The 17,295-nt window shown below is 55.0% G+C and carries 16 protein-coding genes; 6 read left to right on the top strand and 10 right to left on the bottom strand.

Translation table 11 applies throughout. The annotated features are described in order from the left end of the window. Positions 1–9 precede the first annotated feature (9 nt). The 3 genes from EKM04_RS21590 to EKM04_RS21580 are packed head-to-tail and all read right to left on the bottom strand — an operon-like array spanning position 10 to position 2,944. Positions 10–870, bottom strand: a complete 861-nt coding sequence (locus tag EKM04_RS21590) for a carbohydrate ABC transporter permease (RefSeq protein ID WP_045229101.1) — start codon at positions 868–870, stop codon at positions 10–12. Next, positions 867–1,751 (bottom strand): carbohydrate ABC transporter permease, encoded by an 885-nt coding sequence (locus tag EKM04_RS21585; protein ID WP_183893432.1) that lies wholly within the window; start codon positions 1,749–1,751, stop codon positions 867–869. Before EKM04_RS21585 ends, EKM04_RS21590 begins: the two co-directional genes overlap by 4 nt. An 11-nt stretch (positions 1,752–1,762) precedes the next feature. Continuing rightward, a complete protein-coding gene (locus EKM04_RS21580) occupies positions 1,763–2,944 on the bottom strand; it encodes a Gfo/Idh/MocA family protein (protein ID WP_174154963.1) in 1,182 nt (393 codons plus the stop codon). A 464-nt stretch (positions 2,945–3,408) separates the two neighbouring features. Here EKM04_RS21580 and EKM04_RS21575 point away from each other — a divergent pair, with 464 nt between their 5' ends. Genes EKM04_RS21575 through nagA form a run of 3 tightly spaced genes read left to right on the top strand, consistent with a single transcriptional unit; the run spans position 3,409 to position 6,362 of the window. Beyond that, a complete protein-coding gene (locus tag EKM04_RS21575; protein ID WP_174154965.1) occupies positions 3,409–4,161 on the top strand; it encodes a GntR family transcriptional regulator in 753 nt (250 codons plus the stop codon). 24 nt (positions 4,162–4,185) lie between these two features. After that, positions 4,186–5,208: an SIS domain-containing protein gene (locus tag EKM04_RS21570; protein ID WP_183893430.1), complete on the top strand. Its 1,023-nt coding sequence runs from the start codon at positions 4,186–4,188 to the stop codon at positions 5,206–5,208. Beyond that, a complete protein-coding gene (gene nagA / locus EKM04_RS21565) occupies positions 5,205–6,362 on the top strand; it encodes an N-acetylglucosamine-6-phosphate deacetylase (RefSeq protein ID WP_174154969.1) in 1,158 nt (385 codons plus the stop codon). Before EKM04_RS21570 ends, nagA begins: the two co-directional genes overlap by 4 nt. A 208-nt stretch (positions 6,363–6,570) precedes the next feature. On the opposite strand, the gene EKM04_RS21560 is transcribed toward nagA, so the two are convergent. Further along, positions 6,571–7,359, bottom strand: a complete 789-nt coding sequence (locus EKM04_RS21560) for a DUF4394 domain-containing protein (protein ID WP_174154971.1) — start codon at positions 7,357–7,359, stop codon at positions 6,571–6,573. A 202-nt stretch (positions 7,360–7,561) separates the two neighbouring features. Between EKM04_RS21560 and EKM04_RS21555 the strand changes: the two genes are divergently transcribed. Next, complete coding sequence (locus EKM04_RS21555; protein ID WP_183893428.1) at positions 7,562–8,107, top strand: sigma-70 family RNA polymerase sigma factor; 546 nt, start codon at positions 7,562–7,564, stop codon at positions 8,105–8,107. Next, entirely contained in the window at positions 8,104–8,820 is a 717-nt protein-coding gene (locus EKM04_RS21550; protein WP_183893426.1) for an anti-sigma factor, read from the top strand. The genes EKM04_RS21555 and EKM04_RS21550 overlap by 4 nt, the downstream gene beginning before the upstream one ends. Here the strand turns inward: EKM04_RS21550 and EKM04_RS21545 are convergent. Both EKM04_RS21545 and EKM04_RS21540 read right to left on the bottom strand, forming a co-directional pair. After that, entirely contained in the window at positions 8,817–10,067 is a 1,251-nt protein-coding gene (locus EKM04_RS21545; RefSeq protein WP_234910840.1) for a glycosyltransferase family 4 protein, read from the bottom strand. The genes EKM04_RS21550 and EKM04_RS21545 overlap by 4 nt on opposite strands. A 131-nt stretch (positions 10,068–10,198) precedes the next feature. Then, positions 10,199–11,353, bottom strand: coding sequence for an acyltransferase family protein (locus EKM04_RS21540; RefSeq protein WP_183893424.1), 1,155 nt, complete (start codon positions 11,351–11,353; stop codon positions 10,199–10,201). Between the two features lie 152 nt (positions 11,354–11,505). Between EKM04_RS21540 and EKM04_RS21535 the strand changes: the two genes are divergently transcribed. Beyond that, a complete protein-coding gene (locus EKM04_RS21535) occupies positions 11,506–12,399 on the top strand; it encodes a class I SAM-dependent methyltransferase (RefSeq protein ID WP_183893422.1) in 894 nt (297 codons plus the stop codon). A gap of 11 nt (positions 12,400–12,410) precedes the next feature. On the opposite strand, the gene EKM04_RS21530 is transcribed toward EKM04_RS21535, so the two are convergent. The 4 genes from EKM04_RS21530 to EKM04_RS21515 are packed head-to-tail and all read right to left on the bottom strand — an operon-like array spanning position 12,411 to position 17,195. Next, positions 12,411–13,643 (bottom strand): glycosyltransferase family 4 protein, encoded by a 1,233-nt coding sequence (locus EKM04_RS21530; protein WP_183893420.1) that lies wholly within the window; start codon positions 13,641–13,643, stop codon positions 12,411–12,413. Beyond that, positions 13,644–14,414 carry a polysaccharide deacetylase family protein gene (locus tag EKM04_RS21525; RefSeq protein WP_183893418.1) on the bottom strand — a complete coding sequence of 257 codons (771 nt, stop codon included), beginning with the start codon at positions 14,412–14,414 and terminating at the stop codon, positions 13,644–13,646. It lies immediately after the preceding gene. Next, complete coding sequence (locus EKM04_RS21520) at positions 14,398–15,729, bottom strand: O-antigen ligase family protein (protein ID WP_183893416.1); 1,332 nt, start codon at positions 15,727–15,729, stop codon at positions 14,398–14,400. The genes EKM04_RS21525 and EKM04_RS21520 overlap by 17 nt, the downstream gene beginning before the upstream one ends. Beyond that, positions 15,729–17,195: a GumC family protein gene (locus tag EKM04_RS21515; RefSeq protein WP_183893414.1), complete on the bottom strand. Its 1,467-nt coding sequence runs from the start codon at positions 17,193–17,195 to the stop codon at positions 15,729–15,731. The genes EKM04_RS21520 and EKM04_RS21515 overlap by 1 nt, the downstream gene beginning before the upstream one ends. Between the last annotated feature and the right edge of the window lie 100 nt (positions 17,196–17,295).

Here is a 17,295-nt window from a genome sequence, read left to right as displayed (position 1 = left end):
GTGGTTGGCTTATTGTTTCACCGCGCCCGCGGTCAGGCCGCTGACGAGATAGCGTTGAAGAAAGAAGATCACGATGGTTGCTGGCGCAATGCCGACGAAGCTTGCCGCCATCAATTCGTTCCAGATCACTTCCTGTTTGCCGAAATATGCAAACAGACCGACCGGCAGAGGCGCATATTCCGTTTTCGAATTGAAGGTCAGCGCGAAGATGAACTGCTGCGCGTAAGACCCGATGAAGGTGGTGATTGCAACGACCATGATACCCGGCATCGCGATCGGCACGATGACGCGTCGCAAGGTATAGAGATGGCTTGCACCGTCCACGAACGCCGCCTCATCCAGTTCCCTTGGAATGCGCATCATGTAGGTTCGCAGCAGCCAGATAGCCGACGGAATGAGAAATGCGACACCCGGCACGATCATGGCAAAGTAGGTGTTCAAAACGCCCAGCGAGCGCATCAAGCGAAACAGCGGAATCAAAAGAACGGCGCCTGAGAACATGTTGACCGCGAGAAATGCCCCTAAAAGCGTTCCTGAGCCTTTGAACTCGAACCGTGCCAGCGCATAGGACGCCGGGACGACCAGGATCAGCACAACGGTTGTGACCACGATCGAAATCAGGAAAGAGTTGAAGATATAGCGCGCGAAACCGGGAATTCTGATCCACATGGTGCGGTAGGCCTCGAACGAACCGTTTTCTGGAATGAAACGGTAAGGTGAGGAAAACAGCTGGCTAAGCGGCTTCAATGATACCAGAAAGCCTTCCACGAAAGGCGATAGAATGAAAATCAGGAACACGGCGATCCCGGCATAGATGCCGATCAGTTCGTACCAGCTGTAGCGATTGATCAAAGCAGGTGGTTGTCTCATCGCTTGTCTCCGGCAGATAGGCGGCTGGTTACGCGGAAGTAGCAGACGCAGAAGATCGACAGGAATATGCAGATCAGGACCGCTCGGGCAGCACCCTCACCATATTTATTAGAGCCGATGGCAGTGCGATAAGTGTCGATGATCATCGTCGTCGTCTCGCCGCTCGGTCCACCACGGGTCAGAATCCAGATGATGTCGAAGGAATTGAATGTGGCAATCAACGACAGCATCGACATGGTGATCACCGAAGGGACCAGAAGCGGCAGCGTGATGCGACGGAAGCGGTAAAAACGCCCTGCGCCGTCGGTCCATGCAGCCTCATACAGATCCTGCGGAATGGATTGCATCGCGGCCAGCATATAGAGCGTTACCAATGGCACACCGATCCACACATCGGTGATGATGGTTGCCCAGAAAGCTGTGGAGCCGTTTGCGAGGAAAGCAATCGGCCCATCCACGAGACCAAAACGCTGCAGCATTCCGGAGATCATGCCGAACTGGCCATTATACATCCAGCCCCACATGAAGATGCCAATCGCCATCGGCACGATCCATGGAGGCATGGTCAGCATACGGAAAATCGTTCTTCCGGGAACGGCTGCATTCAGCATGCAGGCACCGAAAATTCCGATGATCATTTTGAACGAAACGGAGAAGAAGGTCCAAATGAAGGTGCGTAGAATAACTTCTGCGAAAGTCGCGTTGAAAATCTTGGTATAATTGGCCCATCCCACCCATTCCGTTGTCCGCTTCAACGAAGCATCGGTGAAGGACAGAATGAACGTATCAACCAAGGGATAGGCGACGATGACCGTGATATAGAGAATGGCGGGGAGAAGAAGGAGCCAGGCGAAGATGACTGTGCTGCGTTTTGCGTCCACCGTCGCCTCCCTCACGCTGTTTTTGCATCTGGAGCGGCAGACACGGACCCGTGCAGGGCGGCGTCATACGTTTCCCAAACAGATTGCAGGTCAATGACCTTGCGGCCGCGCCGTGCCTCGTCCATGGCCAGCGCCAAAATACCGGCCTCAATGGCATCCAGAGCCGAAACCGGCAGCGGTACTCCCGACACCACGTGAGCGATGACATCGGCTGCCATTTGCTCATCCGCGCCGTAGTGCTGCGACAAATTGGAGGCCGAGTAAGTGTTTGAGACGGTCTTCTCATTGGTGCGGGCATTGTGCACATTGAGGAAACCGCGAACAAAATCGCCCTCGGCCATACCCTTGGCACCCATCACGCAGAAGCGACGAAAGTCGTCTGGCACGTTCAGATTGGTATGGAACGCCAACGACGCGCCGTTCTCATATTCCACGATAGCCGTCTGATAATCGATAATGTCGCCATCGCTGTCGAAAACCTTGTCGGACCCCATCCAGCCGCTCGGCTTGCGATGGTAGACTTCCATATCGTTGATGCCGTCATTTTGCGGGGCATTAGCCAGCGTGAAGCTTTTGCGTCCACCAAAGCTGGAGACGTAGCGCGGACGTGCGCCGACGACCCCATTGTACAAGTCCAGATCGTGGCAGCATTTTTCCAGCATGAAGGAGCCGGAATAATGCTCATAACGCCGCCAGTCGCGCATGAAAAACGCACCATGATAGGGCGGAATATGTTCCGATGCCTCGATGGAAACCACCTCGCCCAGCTTGCCGTCTGCCTGCGCCTGCCGCAGATCGCGGTAGAGTGGCGAGTACCGCAGGACGAGACCGACCATCAGTCGCTCGTGGCCATGGATGTTGAGCAGCCGGGCCAGCTCAAAGCTTTCTTCGATGCTGACCACAATCGGCTTTTCGGTGAATATCGTATATCCCGCCTCAAGTCCCTGCCGGATGTGATCGAGATGCATGTGGTTGGGTGAACCGATCATCAAAAGATCGAACTCTTCATTGTCGAAAAGCGCCTGCGGCGTTTCGTACGCCGTGCCGACGGAAATGCCTTTCTCCTGCAAGCCGGGCAATCCGGCCGGCGCAGGGTCGACATATCCAACGATCTCGAAATCCTTGTCGATTTCACTGAAAACGTAACCGAGATATCCCAGACGAAATCCAAGCCCGACGATTCCCACTTTCATGATCTTATCGTTCCCTGTTTTTTGTTCCCGTAATTCTTTTTCGCAAATTACGCGCCATTTCTTCTGAAGGCTACGTTATTTGCGTTGAGCGCTTTCATTTCTGAAATTTATTTTCAGAAATTGGCAAACTTCGTCGCGTTATGAAAGCCCCTTCTAAAAAAATATTGATCCGATGCCCAGACTTCGAAAAAGAGCATATTTCGAACCAGCACCAAAACAATACCAAAAAAATGCCACCCGTCTATACCAATCGTCCCAGCAATTTAGAATTAATTAGGAAATGCGAGTCAATCCACGAGAACGCTGATAAAATCAGGCTCTTAACGAAGGGGGCCGAACTGGAATTTCTCGTTAGACGCGCATGTGGTTTGATTTTGGTATTGCTCATCGACCGGTCTGTGCTATAGCCAAAAGCGAGGCAGAATTGATAAAAGCACGAGCGAAAAAATCTTGGAGAGGTATTTATGGCGGATGTTCTGGAGCTTGACCGGTTACAGTCAGCATCAGGTGGGCCGCTTTACCTCAAGCTGCGACAGGCCATTGAGGATGCCATACAGGCAGGACGACTGAAGCATGGCGATGCCCTACCACCGGAACGGGACATGGCAGAGGAAGCGGCGGTCAGCCGCGTCACTGTTCGCAAAGCGATAGACGATCTGGCGCGTGACGGTCTTCTCGTCCGTCGTCACGGTTCCGGCACCTTCGTCGTCAAGCCTCTAGCCCGCATGCAGCAACCGCTGACACGGCTGACGTCATTTACAGAAGACATGCGCCGCAGAGGCATGACCGCCAGCACCCGTTGGCTGGACAGGGGTCTGTATTATCCAACTCCTGACGAACGAATGGCGCTCGGCCTGTCGTCCTCGTCACAGGTGGCCCGGTTGACCCGGTTACGCCTTGCCAACGAGCAGCCGATTGCGCTGGAGGTCACGAGCCTCCCGGACGATATTCTCAAAGACCCGCAATCGGTCGAAAACTCCCTTTACATGGTATTGAAAAAAAGTGGCATACGGCCCATCCGTGCCATCCAGCGCATTTCTGCGCGCAATCTGACCGATGACGAGACCGTACTTTTGGGCGTGCCGCCCGGCTCTGCGGCTTTGTCTGTTCAGCGCATGGCCTATCTGGAAAGCGGACGCATCATGGAGGTTTCCAAGGCACTGTATCGGAGCGATGCCTATGATCTGGTTGCCGAACTGACCATGGGTTCAGAGTAACCATACAATCAGGAAGACTGTGACATGACGACTTTAATGCGACAGGAAATTGATGAGATTCCAGATGCCGTTGCCCGGCTGTTGGAAACATCTTTGCCAATGCTGGAGGAGGCAGGACGCAATCTGAAAGCACAAGATCCGGCGGTGATCGTGACCATCGCTCGTGGCTCTTCGGACCACGCCGCACATTTTATGAAATACGCCATTGAACTCCAGACTGGCCTGCCCGTCGCATCGCTGGGGCCGTCGCTTGCCTCCATCTACGATGCACCTCTTAAGCTGGAACGGGCTGCGGCACTAGCGATTTCCCAATCCGGCAAAAGCCCGGATATTGTTGCACTTGCCCGCAATGTAAAGCGTGGCGGCGCGCTCACCTTTGCCCTGGTCAATACACTCTCCTCACCGTTGGCAGACGCCTCCACGCAGGCTATCGACATTCAGGCCGGGCCAGAAAAAGCTGTCGCCGCGACGAAATCCTTTGTGAATTCCATTGTCGCGGGCCTATCCATTCTTGCGGCAGCAACGGAAGACCAACTTTTGGTCAAAGCCATCGCGGCACTGCCCGCAAACTTTGCAAAAGCCATCGAACTTGACTGGAGCGAAATCGCCCAGGCTATCAAGGGCGAAGATTCTCTCTACATGCTTGGCCGTGGCCCTGCCCTTGCCATTGCGTCCGAAGCAGCCCTGAAATGCAAGGAAACATGTGAACTTCACGCTGAGGCCTACTCGTCGGCCGAGGTCATGCATGGCCCGGTTTCGTTGGTCGCACCACGGTTTCCAATCATTGCTTTTGCGGCACGTGATCGTGCCGAAGCATCGGTTGCTGAAACAGCCAACGGTCTTGCGGCAAAAGGCGCGAATGTTTTCCTCACGTCAGCCAAAGCGACATCGGCCACAGCCTTGCCCTTCGTCGAAACCAACCACCCGCTCACCGACGCGCTTCTGCTGATCGCACCCTTCTACGGCTTCATCGAAGCGCTGTCGCGCGCGCGTGGCTTCAATCCCGATGCGCCCGTTGCTCTGAACAAGGTAACGCAGACACGATGACCGATGCCAAGATCATCAGCGGCGCGCGCATCTTCGACGGCGAGATGTGGCACGACGGCAAATCACTTGTTGTCCAGCATGGGAAAGTCACCGCCATCTCGGCATCCGCTCATGACGATGCCGAAACCATCGACGCAACTGGACTGCTCATCGTGCCGGGCTTCGTCGATGTTCAGGTCAATGGCGGCGGCGGCGTGATGTTCAACAACCGGCCAGATGTGGATGGCATCACCCGGATTTGCGCAGCGCACGCCAGGTTCGGCACGACTGCCCTGATGGTGACACTGATCACGGATAGTCCTGACATCACCGTGAAAGCGGTTGAAGCTGGGATAGCGGCGCAGGAAACCGACGTGCCGGGGTTCCTCGGTCTCCATCTTGAAGGTCCGCATCTGTCTTCGGCTCGCAAAGGTACGCATGATCCGGCATTGATCCGACCGATGGAAGAAAAAGACCTGCACCTGCTTCTGAGCTGTAAGCAGAGACTTTCCCATATTCTGACGACCATAGCCCCGGAAAGCGTAAGCACAGCGCAGGTCACATCGCTCGCTCAGGCGGGCATCATTGTCAGCCTCGGGCATAGCGATGCGACATACGTGACGGCCGCACATTACGCTGACGCAGGCGCTTCGATGGTGACCCATCTTTTCAACGCCATGAGCCAGCTTGGCAACCGTGAACCTGGTCTTGTTGGCGCCGGGCTCCATGACAACAGGTTTCATTGCGGCATGATTGCCGATGGCTTCCACGTCGATCCGGTCTCGATGGCTCTAGCGCTGAAAGCAAAAAATCAGCCTGGTCGCATTTTTCTCGTGACCGATGCCATGTCGACCATCGGCACCGATGACACTGGGCTGGAACTGAACGGACGACATGTTTACCGGAAAGACGGGCGATTGACCCTTGCGGATGGAACGCTTGCAGGCGCCGATATCGACATGCTCTCCTGCATCCGTTTTGCTCACGAACGCATTGGCCTTCCGTTGGAGGAAGCCCTGCGCATGGCGTCGATGTACCCCGCACAGGCCATCAAGGCAGAGACAAAAGGCAGCCTTCTGGCGGGATATGATGCGGATTTCGTAATCTTGAACCGCGATCTCTCCATGAAGTCGACATGGATCGCTGGGAGCCCTGTATTCCACGCGGCGGCGTAACGATGCCGACTGTTTTGCCGTTCGTCTGCCTGACGCTTCGGTGTCATGTCGATTTATCATCGGTTCGGCAGGTTGGTCTTTGATCGCCTGCACGTTTGAGAAAAGCAAAGGTGTCTTAGCTGAAGAGCGCATTTCCGGGCGCTCCACGCCATAGAAATGGCCCCGCACACCATCGGGGCCACCCGTCTATTCCAATTCCAGCCGCTGCTTACATAGCGGGCAGAACGGCGATATCGCGGATTTCGGCCTCACTACCGGCGATAGCGCCCACTTCGGTGGCCGCCCCGGTTTCGAGATTGACGGTGTACAACATTTTGCCTGCTGCCAGATATGCGGTGTTCTTGCCGCCTTCCATACCTTGAATGTCGAAGGCGTAGGTCGCTGGCATTTCCTTCAAGCCGAGCTTGCCGATAGACTTCAATGTGCCATCGTTCGGCTTGGTCTGCTGGATCAAAGCGCCAATGGTGGCGTCGATGTTGTACATCGCTGTTTTTTCAGGCTTGCCGATTGAGTTCGTATAGGCGGCAGCGACGATATTGGGCGTCTCACCCTTGTGCATATCAGTCCCTTCGAAGGCGAGCGTACCATCGACAGTGACAGCACCAGTGTCAGGATGAACACGGTGGTTCGTGGTGCCACTCATGAAGCGGAGGCGGTCAGCCATCGGGTTGAAATCGACGACCAAGGGCGCTTGCGTGATTGTCAGCGTCTTGTCCATCTTGGCGATATCGGTTGCGGCACCTGTCTCGAGATTGATGGAAACGATCCGGAAGTCCGGTGTCACCCCGATGACGGTCTTGTTTGAAGGTCGGAAATCGATACCAACAAGTTTATCGACGCCGGTAACATCCATTGTTTTACTGACACTTGGCTTTTGTGTGTCGAACATGACGAGCGTTTTGTCACCTGTCAGCCCCAGGACAGGAGCAGCGATGCTTGTTCCAGCGGCTGTTACGAATACAGTGGACGCGATCAGAGCGAGGCGAATGGTGTTCATATCTTTCTCCCGTACGTTTTTCCGTTTGGAAGTCATCCCGCACTCGGCTTTGGATGCTTCTGTAGGCTAAGACACGCCAACCAGTTGTTTTGGATGCAGTCGGTTAAATTATTTTTTGCTGCATCCAAATATTCCGTCTGCGGGTAGTGGAATCATATGCGATGCTAGTCGCGATTAGGACGTTGAAAAGGACAGGATGCCGATGGGCGTTGCGCATGATGATCTGAACATTGCTCTTTCAGCATGTGCCAAGGGCGACAAGAGCGCGCTTCGGCGCATTTTTGATCGTGAGGCAGGCCAATTGACTGCCGTGGCGCAACGCATTGTGCGTCGACGCGATTTGGCTGAAGAGGTCGTGCAGGAGGCCTTCATTCGAATCTGGACCCACGCGCACCAGTACAGCGCCGACCGAGGATCTGCACGCGGTTGGATTTACGCGATTGTTCGCAACAGAGCCCTCAACCTTCTTCGCGACGGCAAGCGTGAACACACGGTCGCAGAGATCGAATCGATGAAAGAGAGCGATCAGGCTGATGAGATTATTGCCGTGTGGCAGAAGCTGGATCGGAATTCGCGCCTTTACGATTGTTTGAGCAATCTGGACGAGACCAAGCGGCGCGGTATCCTGATGGCCTACATCAACGGCTACACGCATGGTGAAATCGCTGGTCGATTACAGATGCCACTTGGCACGGTCAAATCCTGGATTCGCCGCGGACTGTCGACGCTGAGGGAGTGCATGGCATGAGAGCGGCGCAAGACAACATTGCCGACATCGCCGATGAATATGTTTTGGGCCTGATGGATGATGCAGAGGCGGCCAGAATTGAAATCGAGATGGAAGAGAACGAACAATTGCGGGCAGCAATCGACGCCAGTCGTGAGCGGTTTCTTCCATTGGACACCGGTATGGAACCGCTCGACGTCGATGACAGCCTTTGGCAACGCATCGAAACTCATCTTCCGCCTCAACGGCACTCTCCACAGTCATCAAGACCAAGCGGGGAGACCCCTGTCGCCAACGATAACCGGTCGGGTCTATGGCGCGTGACCGCAGTATCGGCCATTGCGGCGAGTTTGCTGCTCGCCGTCGGGTTGACCTTCAGCCTGATGCGTTCGGTAGACCCCATGGTTGTCGCAGTTCTCCTCAACGAAGCCGGGGACGTGCAAGCGGTCGTGGAAGACTTCGGAAACGACAATGCAACGGTTAGACTCCTGGCGGACTTCAACGTGCCCAAGGAAAAATCGATCCAGGTTTGGACCCTTCCCTCTCAGGAGATGGGACCTGTTTCGCTTGGGTTGCTTGAGGGTGTTCGTTCGACCAAGCTCACCGGACCGGCCTTGCCCGCCCCGCGCGGCGACCAACTCTACGAAATCACGCTTGAACAGGCAGGCGGATCTCCGACCGGCCGACCGACAGGCGCTATACTGGCAAAAGGATTTGCCCGCTTCCCACGTTAGCGCGCTATAGGGGCAATGTTTCGCTTCGGTTGGCGATATGATCTGGCTGGGGCCGTCTTTGAAATCGATCGGTAGATTTCTGCGGTCCTCATACCGATGGCCCGCCAATCATACTTTGCCATAACCTTGGAGCCGTTCTGTCGAACGGTGGCCGTCGATGCACTGTCGATCTTGCTCTGGAGGGCTGCGGATAACGCGGAGATATCGCCGAGCGGGAAGTAGCAACTATCTTCGAGAGCGAGAGCAAGGTTTGCTTCTATATCGCTCGCCAGCACCGGCAGGCCATGCGCCATGGCTTCCAAGAGAGCAATTGGCATACCCTCATGGCTCGATGGAAGAACGAAGAGGCCAGCATTGGCAAAGAGGCTTGCGAGCTTCTTGCCAGACTGGACGCCTGTCAGAACGACGTTCTGATTGGTTTTCGCACGAGCATGCAGTTCAGTGACATAGCTACTGTCCGCATCTCCCCCGCCCACCAAGACAAGCTTGATGTCTTTCAGTTTCGTCCGGCCGAAAGCATCGATGAGATCGAGCTGGCGTTTTTCCGCAACCAAGCGAGCAACGAGGAGGACGTATCGACCTTTTTTCAACCCGAACTCTTCCAGTATGCCGTCTTCCAGGTTCTTGGTGTCCACCTTCACGCCATTTGGAATGAAGTGGACCGGCGAATGAAAGTTCTGTTGCATGCGCTCGGCAATGTGCTTTGCAATCGCGATGCGCGCGTGAGAAAAGCGCATTCCTGCCCACTCGCCCAGTTGCAGAATTCGTTTCTCGATGGGGTTCCACTTCTCACGGTCGTAATCATAGCCATGATGCGTGAAAACCACACGCAAACCCAGAAGCCGGGCCAGCGGCGCGACCAGAGATGGGCCAACGGCATGGATGTGGACAATATCCGGGTTCAGGAGCCGTGCTTTAAAAAGAGCAAATGCCGTATGGAAGATCGCCTCCAGCCGCGCGCTGCGGGGTGCCCACAAGGGATGCACGGTGATGCCGCGCCACACATAGGCCTTCGTGTCGGCGACGTAGTTCTTGCGCGCAAAGACATGGACATCCGCACCCAGATCAACCAGATTCGACACGAGTTGCTCGACGTGGGTTTCAACGCCGCCCTGGACATTGGGAATACCCCGCAGTCCGATCATGCAGATACGCATGGAATCCAGGAAGTTGGCATTGTCTTCCGAATACGCCAGGCTCGTCGCCTCAAATGCAGGTCGTCGCTCCAGTGTCTCAACATGATCCATAGCCCGCTCCTAGTTCACATTAGAACATTAGGATATAATAACTTAAAATCTGGAATAGGCTAGTAGGTTCTGACAAACACAAGATTGATCCCGCAGGTATAGTAAACGGCGGGGCTGCACAAATCCGAACACTAGACCGAAATCTTCGATTCCGCGTTGTTTTCTCGCCTGAGAAACCTATACCCAAGGTTGATCATTGGCTTCTCCAAATACTCATAGACGAACACTGACAGGGCGAGCGTGAGACCTAGCCAGGCGAGCGCAGTCAACAGATCAGCCCCCGTGCCTGTGAGTGGAAGGAGTGAAAAAACCATGAGCGCGACAATCCCGTGAAAAAGGTAGATCGAGTAACTGAGCGCACCCAGCCACGAGAGAAACGGATGTTGGGGAAGCTCTGTTCTCACCGAAAATACAAAGGCGCATAGTGCTGCGAAATAGCTTGCGAGAATGGGAAATTTCGCAACAAGAAAAAAGCCATCCTGCCGGGAGAGCGAAAAGTCGCCGATGCTGAGAAGCACGATGGTCTGGATGAGCAAGACGCAGGTGGCCCCGATCCACGCACCCGCAAGATTGTCCACAAGCGCCATGCGCAACAACAGACCAAGATAAAGAAAAGAGACGTGCAAACTAATGTACTGCACGGGCAACACCCATCCGCCTGCCCGAAGGAAAATAGGAGCGGCCGTGGCCGAGGCGAGCAGAATTGCGAAGGATGCAATGACAAGAGGACGGTAAAGAATACCGAGTGCGAACAGACCGGCCGACAGAACGTAAAACACGATCTCGATCGTCAGTGTCCAATAGGCGCCTGACATCCAAGGCTGTCGAAATAAAGAGGGCATCATCGTCATATTCGCGATCAATGTCGACACGGGAGGAATTTGGCCGTGCATCGCCGAGGCAATCCAAAGGAAAAACAGCGCCAACCACATTGCGGGAAAAAGACGAAAAAAACGCGAGACTGCGAATCGGTGGAGCGGATGGCTGCCCCTTATGCTGAAGGGCACGACAAAGCCGCTGATCAAAAAGAACAAGACAACGCCGAAGCGCCCGGCATCAAAATGAGCAATACTGGCTGCAGCGATCCGAAACGCGATGCCATCATGGTGCGTCGCCTCACGCAGACTGTCCCCGAAGAAATGTTGGATGACGACGGAGAGAGCCGCTATTGCTCTGAGAGCATCGATGTTCTCGTAGCGACGGCTCGTTTTTCGTTGTCCACCGAGTTGGGCGACGGCTGCAGTCGACAATGCTTTGCTCAGTGCAGAATTATCAGGCGAATGCATCAAACCACACCTCTCGACCAGACCAAGTCAACCATGACATGAAATTTAATTTAAAGTAGTGAATTCTAAAATAACTAATTCATCTCTAAGACTGTTCGGAGTTGACGTTGCATGCAGAACTCATGCGTCAATGTCGAACCTGAACGAACGCAATGGCGGATGAGGCGGAAATGCCGATTGTCTTACGAAATAGTCTATTTAAGCTGATTGGCGCAGCCATTTTGATTGGCGTCTGGACCAAGCACAAATTGATGGGCTACCGAAAACCGAACACAGTCAGGGCAGACGACAGAAACGCGCGGATCGCCTACGTCCACGACGTCATTCAGTCCTGGTTGAAGTTTTTGCCACCCGATGTTTCCGTGAGGGAACGCTCGGTCCTTGAGTTAGGACCGGGATCATCTCTGGCGACGGGCGCCTTGCTTCTGGCACATGGGGCTAAATCCTACACGGCGGTCGATGCCTTCAGACTGGCAGCCGATGAAACGCAGGAGTTCCGTCTCGAAGCCATCGCGCGTTACCCTTGCGAGTTGCAGACAGAGGATGTTGAGGTCGCGCTCCAGACCCTGAAAGACCCTTCAGGCCTCCAATACGATGTGGACCCCGCATTCGATATACCCGCCCTCAGCAAAGGCAAAAAGTTCGATCTCATCCTCAGTTGTGCGGCATTCGAGCATTTCGATGCCGTGGAAACCACCATTGACGGACTAACGCGAGTGGCACAAAGCGGCTGCATCAGCCTTCATATTGTCGATCTCCAGACCCACACGAATGCGCTTCGGCAGCGTGATCCCAATAATATCTACCGATTTTCGAACCGGTTCTATTCTCGCTTCGCTTTTCCAGGCCAGCCGAACAGAAAGCGACCGATCGATTATGTCAGGGCGTTCGAGCGTAACGGCTGGGCCGACATCAGGGTCATCGCGGCCAAATCCATACCAAAAGATTCGAAGGAGAAACTGGCGTCAGGTCTCGCTGAAGACTTCAAACGTCCCGACATGGACATGCATATTCTGGATGCGGTGATTATCAGCCGATATCCATGACGGCCGCACCGTCAGCGAACGCCAAGGTCCCTATAGAGTGCCGTCGTGCGTTCCAGATATGCCCCTTGCGAAAACTCGCTGTTGACCCAGCCTCGGCCACGCTCGCCCATATCTTGGCGAGCCGGCTTAGGCAGGCTGTTCATAGTAGTCAGAACCTCGGCGAGGTTTTCGGCATCCAGCGATCGCGCGATCAAGCCCGTCTCCCCGTCTTTGATGAGTTCGGGTATTCCGCCAATGTCTGTTCCAATCACCGGACGTCCGAGAGCATAGGCTTCCAGCAGGCTGACCGGTGCGTTTTCGTACCACTCGGATGGCAGCACGAGCGCTTTGGCACCGGCGATAGCAGCGTGAAGAGCGCCTCCGGTCAAATAGCCTAAGAACTCGACATTGGCACCGACATCCTGCGCAAGTGCACGAAGTGACGCTTCATCGGGTCCGGTTCCTGCGATGCGCAGCCGTAGCCCTGAAAGGCCGGTTGCCCTGATCAACGTCGCGATGCCTTTTTCGGGCGCCAAACGGCCGGCAAAGAGAAAATAATCTCCCTCTTCCGACACAAGAGGATTGTCAGTGATCGACTGGTCGACAAAATTCGGGATATGAATGAGTTGCTCGCTCGGCCAGCCCCACTCGATGAGCTTGGCCTGATAGAACAGGCTCGGCACGATGATGCGATCGACGTAGTTTCGGTAAAGCCCGAACGTGCGGTGAACGGCGGTTTCAACCATGACGAGGCCACTCAGCGCGACCGATTCCTTCATGCATCTGTTCGTCAAGACATTATGGATGCGGCCGCCCTTGCACTTTTCACAGATCCCCTGAGGCGAGAGCATCTTGTATGCGGGACAGGCGAGCTTCAGGTCGTGGGCCGTCAGAACCGTCGGAACTCCCCGTTTCTTCAGGAGAGGGAAAATCGAGGGTGACATATGGTGATAAACGTTATGGGCGTGGGCGATATCGGGACGAACCTGATCGATAAGACGGCTGAGATGGGTCCGGGCTTTGCGAGAATAGATGACCTCCAGACTGTGCTCGATCTTGGTCAAAAGGCCGGATTGACGACCGAATTCTATCTCTGGAATGAAATGGGACGACCAAGGGGATGGGAGATTGTTCGGATGCTGCATCGAAAACGGCACTGCGCGCCAGCCGGCCCGCTCAAACATCTCGATCTGATCGAGAAATATCGCCTCCGCGCCGCCGCGCCGATAGAAATAGTTGTTGATTGCAAGCAACGTGCGTCCCATTCAGCCCGGCCCCACTTCCCCAATGTGACCGAGGGCGTCGCGCACGGGCAGCACAAGACATCCGGTTGAGACGGCATGGCGAACCAGAGATGAGAAGGTCTCGGGCGTACAGCCATAGGGCGTCGGGTCATTGCTGATGTCATGGGTGAAGAAAATGAGCCAGCCCGGCTCCGCCACAACCGCATCGATCTGACGGGTCAAAGCCCGTGCAGCCACGTCCGGCTGCCTGATTTCCATTCCCCAGAGATAGGACCGATTGACCTTGCCACGGTTGATGCGATCTCCACCGGCACGGGCCGTTGCGTAGCGCTTGGAAAAAGCATGCCGATGCCGGAGCGAACCCTGATTATAGGGATAGGCAAAATTCCTGAGCCCTCCTGCGTGATCGAAGCCGTCGAGAACCTCGGCATTGCCATTGAGATCGCGTGCCAGCTCCGAGCCGCTCAACGTGCTGACGGGCTTGTGCGCGAATGTGTGGCAGCCGATCTCATGACCGGATTGGGCAAGTGACCGGCATTCTTCTGCGGAGATCAGGTTGCGGTCGGGTTCTGCGGTCCCGATCAGACTTCCCGCAATGTAGAACGTGCCGCGGACACCGTTTTCTTCCAATATCCGCGCACCTTCCGTATATGCGGTGTCCGGCACATCATCAAAGGTGAACGACACGATTGGACGCTGGCATGTCACATTCAGCGTCGACACGGGCAATGCCCGAACGGCCCTTTCGGCAATACGCTCACCGACATATCTCGCCTTAGACAGCAACGGCATTTTTCCCCTCCCAGACGGGTTTCTTGTCGCTGACGAGGGTCATGCGAGATTGCATTTCCAGTCCGAATATGGAGACCAACATGAAAAAACAGATCGGGCTACCGCTTTGAAAGAAGATCACTTCGAGGCAGCCGGCGTAGATCACATAGAGCCATACCCGCATAAAAAGGCGCGACAGTGCGGGGCTGTTGGAACCTTTGCCCAGACGCCCGACGGCCCGCAAAGGCACAAAGATAACGAGGGCTATGGTGAGGATGAAGCCGGGAATTCCGGTCGTCAGCAAGGCATCGACATAGGCATTGTGCCCGTTAAAGGCCTTCACGGCCCAGGTCTCAAGTCCTGCCGAGCTCTGCGTGATGTCGGCGGTCTGCCAGAAACCTTGAAAGCCGTAGCCAAAAATGGGTGACTGGGTGATCGCGTCGAATGCAATCTTCCAGATATCGGTCCTGTTGGTGAAGGTAGGGTCAACACCCAGTGATGCGATGAGGCCGCGAAAACCTTCCGAAAGTGCGGCCCCCAATGCCAGAAGATTGAACGCAGCGATGCCACCGACCGCAATCGGCCAACGGCTCCAGCGAAACTTCTCGAATATCCACTGGAGAACAAGTATCAGCGGCAACATGGCAGTGGAGGATTTTCCGCCGGTCTGGATGAGGAAGACAACGGACAGGATGACAACAGCCAGCCCGCTTTTCTTCCAACCCACGCTGCGAAAATAGAGCCCGAAAAACGCAGCCAAAAGCATCACGGCCGCAGCCAGATTCTTGTGGGAATACTGCCCCCTCCAGAAGCCCGCATTCATTGGCTCGATCAGCTCGGTTGGCTGATGGATAGCCAGCATCGGCAGAAAGATAACACCGAAATAGGCTATACCCAGCGTAATCGCCGTCCCATAGAGCATCAGACGCGCAAACTGTTGTTCCGAACGCGCAAGCAGCAGAAACATCCCGGCATTGAGGCAGGTCAGTATCGCCAGAATGGTTCGTTTGATCGCGTCGACAGGATAGTTCGAAAGAACGGACGAGATGAGAAACCACGAAAACAGCGCGATAACAAGAATCTGCGGCTGACAGATGCGAGACCGCAGCGGATGGGTCAGGGCTGCATAGAGTGTGACGACAGTCAAAACCAGAAAAACCAGCTGGTTTAAGAGATTGGATCCGCCGGTGGCGTTCGATCCGCTGACCTCGACACTGGTGAGATCCACAAAGGGATTTGTCGTGATCCAGAAAAACAGGAACAGCCCCATAAAGACCAAAGACCTGATCTTGCCTTGAAAACCGGCGTATTCTTTCAGGCCCGAGACTATTTGCATCAGCTTCCCCGTTCGTAGCGCCAGTTGTTGTCTCGAAGAAGGACGAATAGACGGGTTGCCAGAACGGAAATGACACCCAGTATCAGCCCCGCCAGAACGCCGCCAATTGCCAGGAGTACGGTTGGTGGCGGCCAACTGCGTTTTTCCGGCGGCACCGGTTCTGTGACGATCCGCAGGTTGGAGACACTGATCTGCTGCTGCTCGCTGGTTTCACCAACCCGTTTCAAAAAGGTGTCATAGAGGGCAGATTTTGCCTGACTGTTACGCTCCAGCTCCTGGAGCTGGACTTGAGCCGTATCATCGGTGGACACACGTTTTTGGGCATTTTCCAGTTGGGCGCGCAAGGTGGCAACGGAGTTTTCCGCCTGATCCATATCAACCTGAATGGTCTGTAGCGAGCGTTCTGTCTCCCGCGCCATCTCTGCACGAAGCGTTCCAAGCTGCGCGCGTGCCGTCACAAGTTTTGGGTAGCGCGTACCATAGGTCAGCGCCAGTTCTTCGTACTGCTGTTTGAGGACACTGTATTGCGAGCGCAGCGCAATGAGCGTCGGAGAATCCAGCGTATCCGTAGGCACGATGCCATCGGTTGCCGGTTGGCTTAGCCGTTTGTAACGCGATTGAACGTCCGATAATCGAGAGGATGCTTCATTCAGCAGCGTGTTCAGCTGCGACACGCTTTGCGTATTGACGGAGCCGCCGCCGAGATTTTGGAGATTGTTATCCTGACGAAACTGCATCACGTCGTTGGCAGCCTGTGTGGCAGCAAGTCTCAGTTCTTCCAGACGATTGGACAGTGCGGCACTGGCGTTCTTTGCGAGATCGGTCTGGGTCGCCTCGAGTTCTTCGCGAAACGATTGCGCCAGTGTCGAAAGCACCGCCACCGACCGATCGGCGTCACGCGTCCACAGGCTTATCGAGACGAGATAGGTCCCGCCCTGGCGTGCGACTTTGATGCGCTTGGCAAGGTTTCGCATCGCGATAACAACGCCATCATCCGATGGCGTCGCGTTTGGCATTTTCAACCAGCTGAACAGACCTTCTTGCGTGTCGGCGGCGGAATTGAATTCCGGCACGTTCTGAAGCTTCTGCTGCTCGACCGTCCTCCGCAACACATTGCCCGACGTGATCAAAAGCAGCTTGCTCGAAATATCGAGTATCTGCGCGTCACTCTGGATGTTTGGCGTTGTGAGTTCGTTTGGCACGACCTGACCGGTCGGCGGCGGCAACAGAATGTCCATGCTGGATGTGTAGCGTGGCTTCACGGCAAGCCCGAAACCCACAGCCAAGGCACCACCCAAAAGTGCAAAAATAACGATGAAAAACAGGCCGCGACGCAGCCAGGCGAGTAAAATCGCAACTGTTACCATGGGCTCGACAGGCGTCGAACCCTTCGAATGGACGGTCGCACGAGGCACGGGATCGTCAAAGACCGGCCTGGTGCGCTTTTCGGTTGGGTACTCGTACATGCCTCACCGTAACCTCTACATCAATCAAAACGAAACATTTTCTTTATATACAGACTTACTAAATCATAGAGTCCGCTGATAAATCGTTTACAGCGCATCT

It is taken from the genome of Rhizobium skierniewicense Ch11 (assembly GCF_023757665.1).
In the GTDB taxonomy this organism is placed as follows: domain Bacteria; phylum Pseudomonadota; class Alphaproteobacteria; order Rhizobiales; family Rhizobiaceae; genus Agrobacterium; species Agrobacterium skierniewicense.
Note: the sequence above shows the minus strand (reverse complement) of the source record. Positions and strands in the feature narration are given on the sequence as shown.

Excerpts from the sequence above, each read along its gene's own strand:
- EKM04_RS21590 (WP_045229101.1), bottom strand. The coding sequence starts at position 870 with ATGAGACAACCACCTGCTTTGATCAATCGCTACAGCTGGTACGAACTG.
- EKM04_RS21580 (WP_174154963.1), bottom strand. The coding sequence starts at position 2,944 with ATGAAAGTGGGAATCGTCGGGCTTGGATTTCGTCTGGGATATCTCGGT.
- EKM04_RS21575 (WP_174154965.1), top strand. The coding sequence starts at position 3,409 with ATGGCGGATGTTCTGGAGCTTGACCGGTTACAGTCAGCATCAGGTGGG.
- EKM04_RS21570 (WP_183893430.1), top strand. The coding sequence starts at position 4,186 with ATGACGACTTTAATGCGACAGGAAATTGATGAGATTCCAGATGCCGTT.
- nagA (WP_174154969.1), top strand. The coding sequence starts at position 5,205 with ATGACCGATGCCAAGATCATCAGCGGCGCGCGCATCTTCGACGGCGAG.
- EKM04_RS21560 (WP_174154971.1), bottom strand. The coding sequence starts at position 7,359 with ATGAACACCATTCGCCTCGCTCTGATCGCGTCCACTGTATTCGTAACA.
- EKM04_RS21555 (WP_183893428.1), top strand. The coding sequence starts at position 7,562 with ATGGGCGTTGCGCATGATGATCTGAACATTGCTCTTTCAGCATGTGCC.
- EKM04_RS21550 (WP_183893426.1), top strand. The coding sequence starts at position 8,104 with ATGAGAGCGGCGCAAGACAACATTGCCGACATCGCCGATGAATATGTT.
- EKM04_RS21545 (WP_234910840.1), bottom strand. The coding sequence starts at position 10,067 with ATGGATCATGTTGAGACACTGGAGCGACGACCTGCATTTGAGGCGACG.
- EKM04_RS21540 (WP_183893424.1), bottom strand. The coding sequence starts at position 11,353 with ATGCATTCGCCTGATAATTCTGCACTGAGCAAAGCATTGTCGACTGCA.
- EKM04_RS21535 (WP_183893422.1), top strand. The coding sequence starts at position 11,506 with ATGGCGGATGAGGCGGAAATGCCGATTGTCTTACGAAATAGTCTATTT.
- EKM04_RS21530 (WP_183893420.1), bottom strand. The coding sequence starts at position 13,643 with ATGGGACGCACGTTGCTTGCAATCAACAACTATTTCTATCGGCGCGGC.
- EKM04_RS21525 (WP_183893418.1), bottom strand. The coding sequence starts at position 14,414 with ATGCCGTTGCTGTCTAAGGCGAGATATGTCGGTGAGCGTATTGCCGAA.
- EKM04_RS21520 (WP_183893416.1), bottom strand. The coding sequence starts at position 15,729 with ATGCAAATAGTCTCGGGCCTGAAAGAATACGCCGGTTTTCAAGGCAAG.
- EKM04_RS21515 (WP_183893414.1), bottom strand. The coding sequence starts at position 17,195 with ATGTACGAGTACCCAACCGAAAAGCGCACCAGGCCGGTCTTTGACGAT.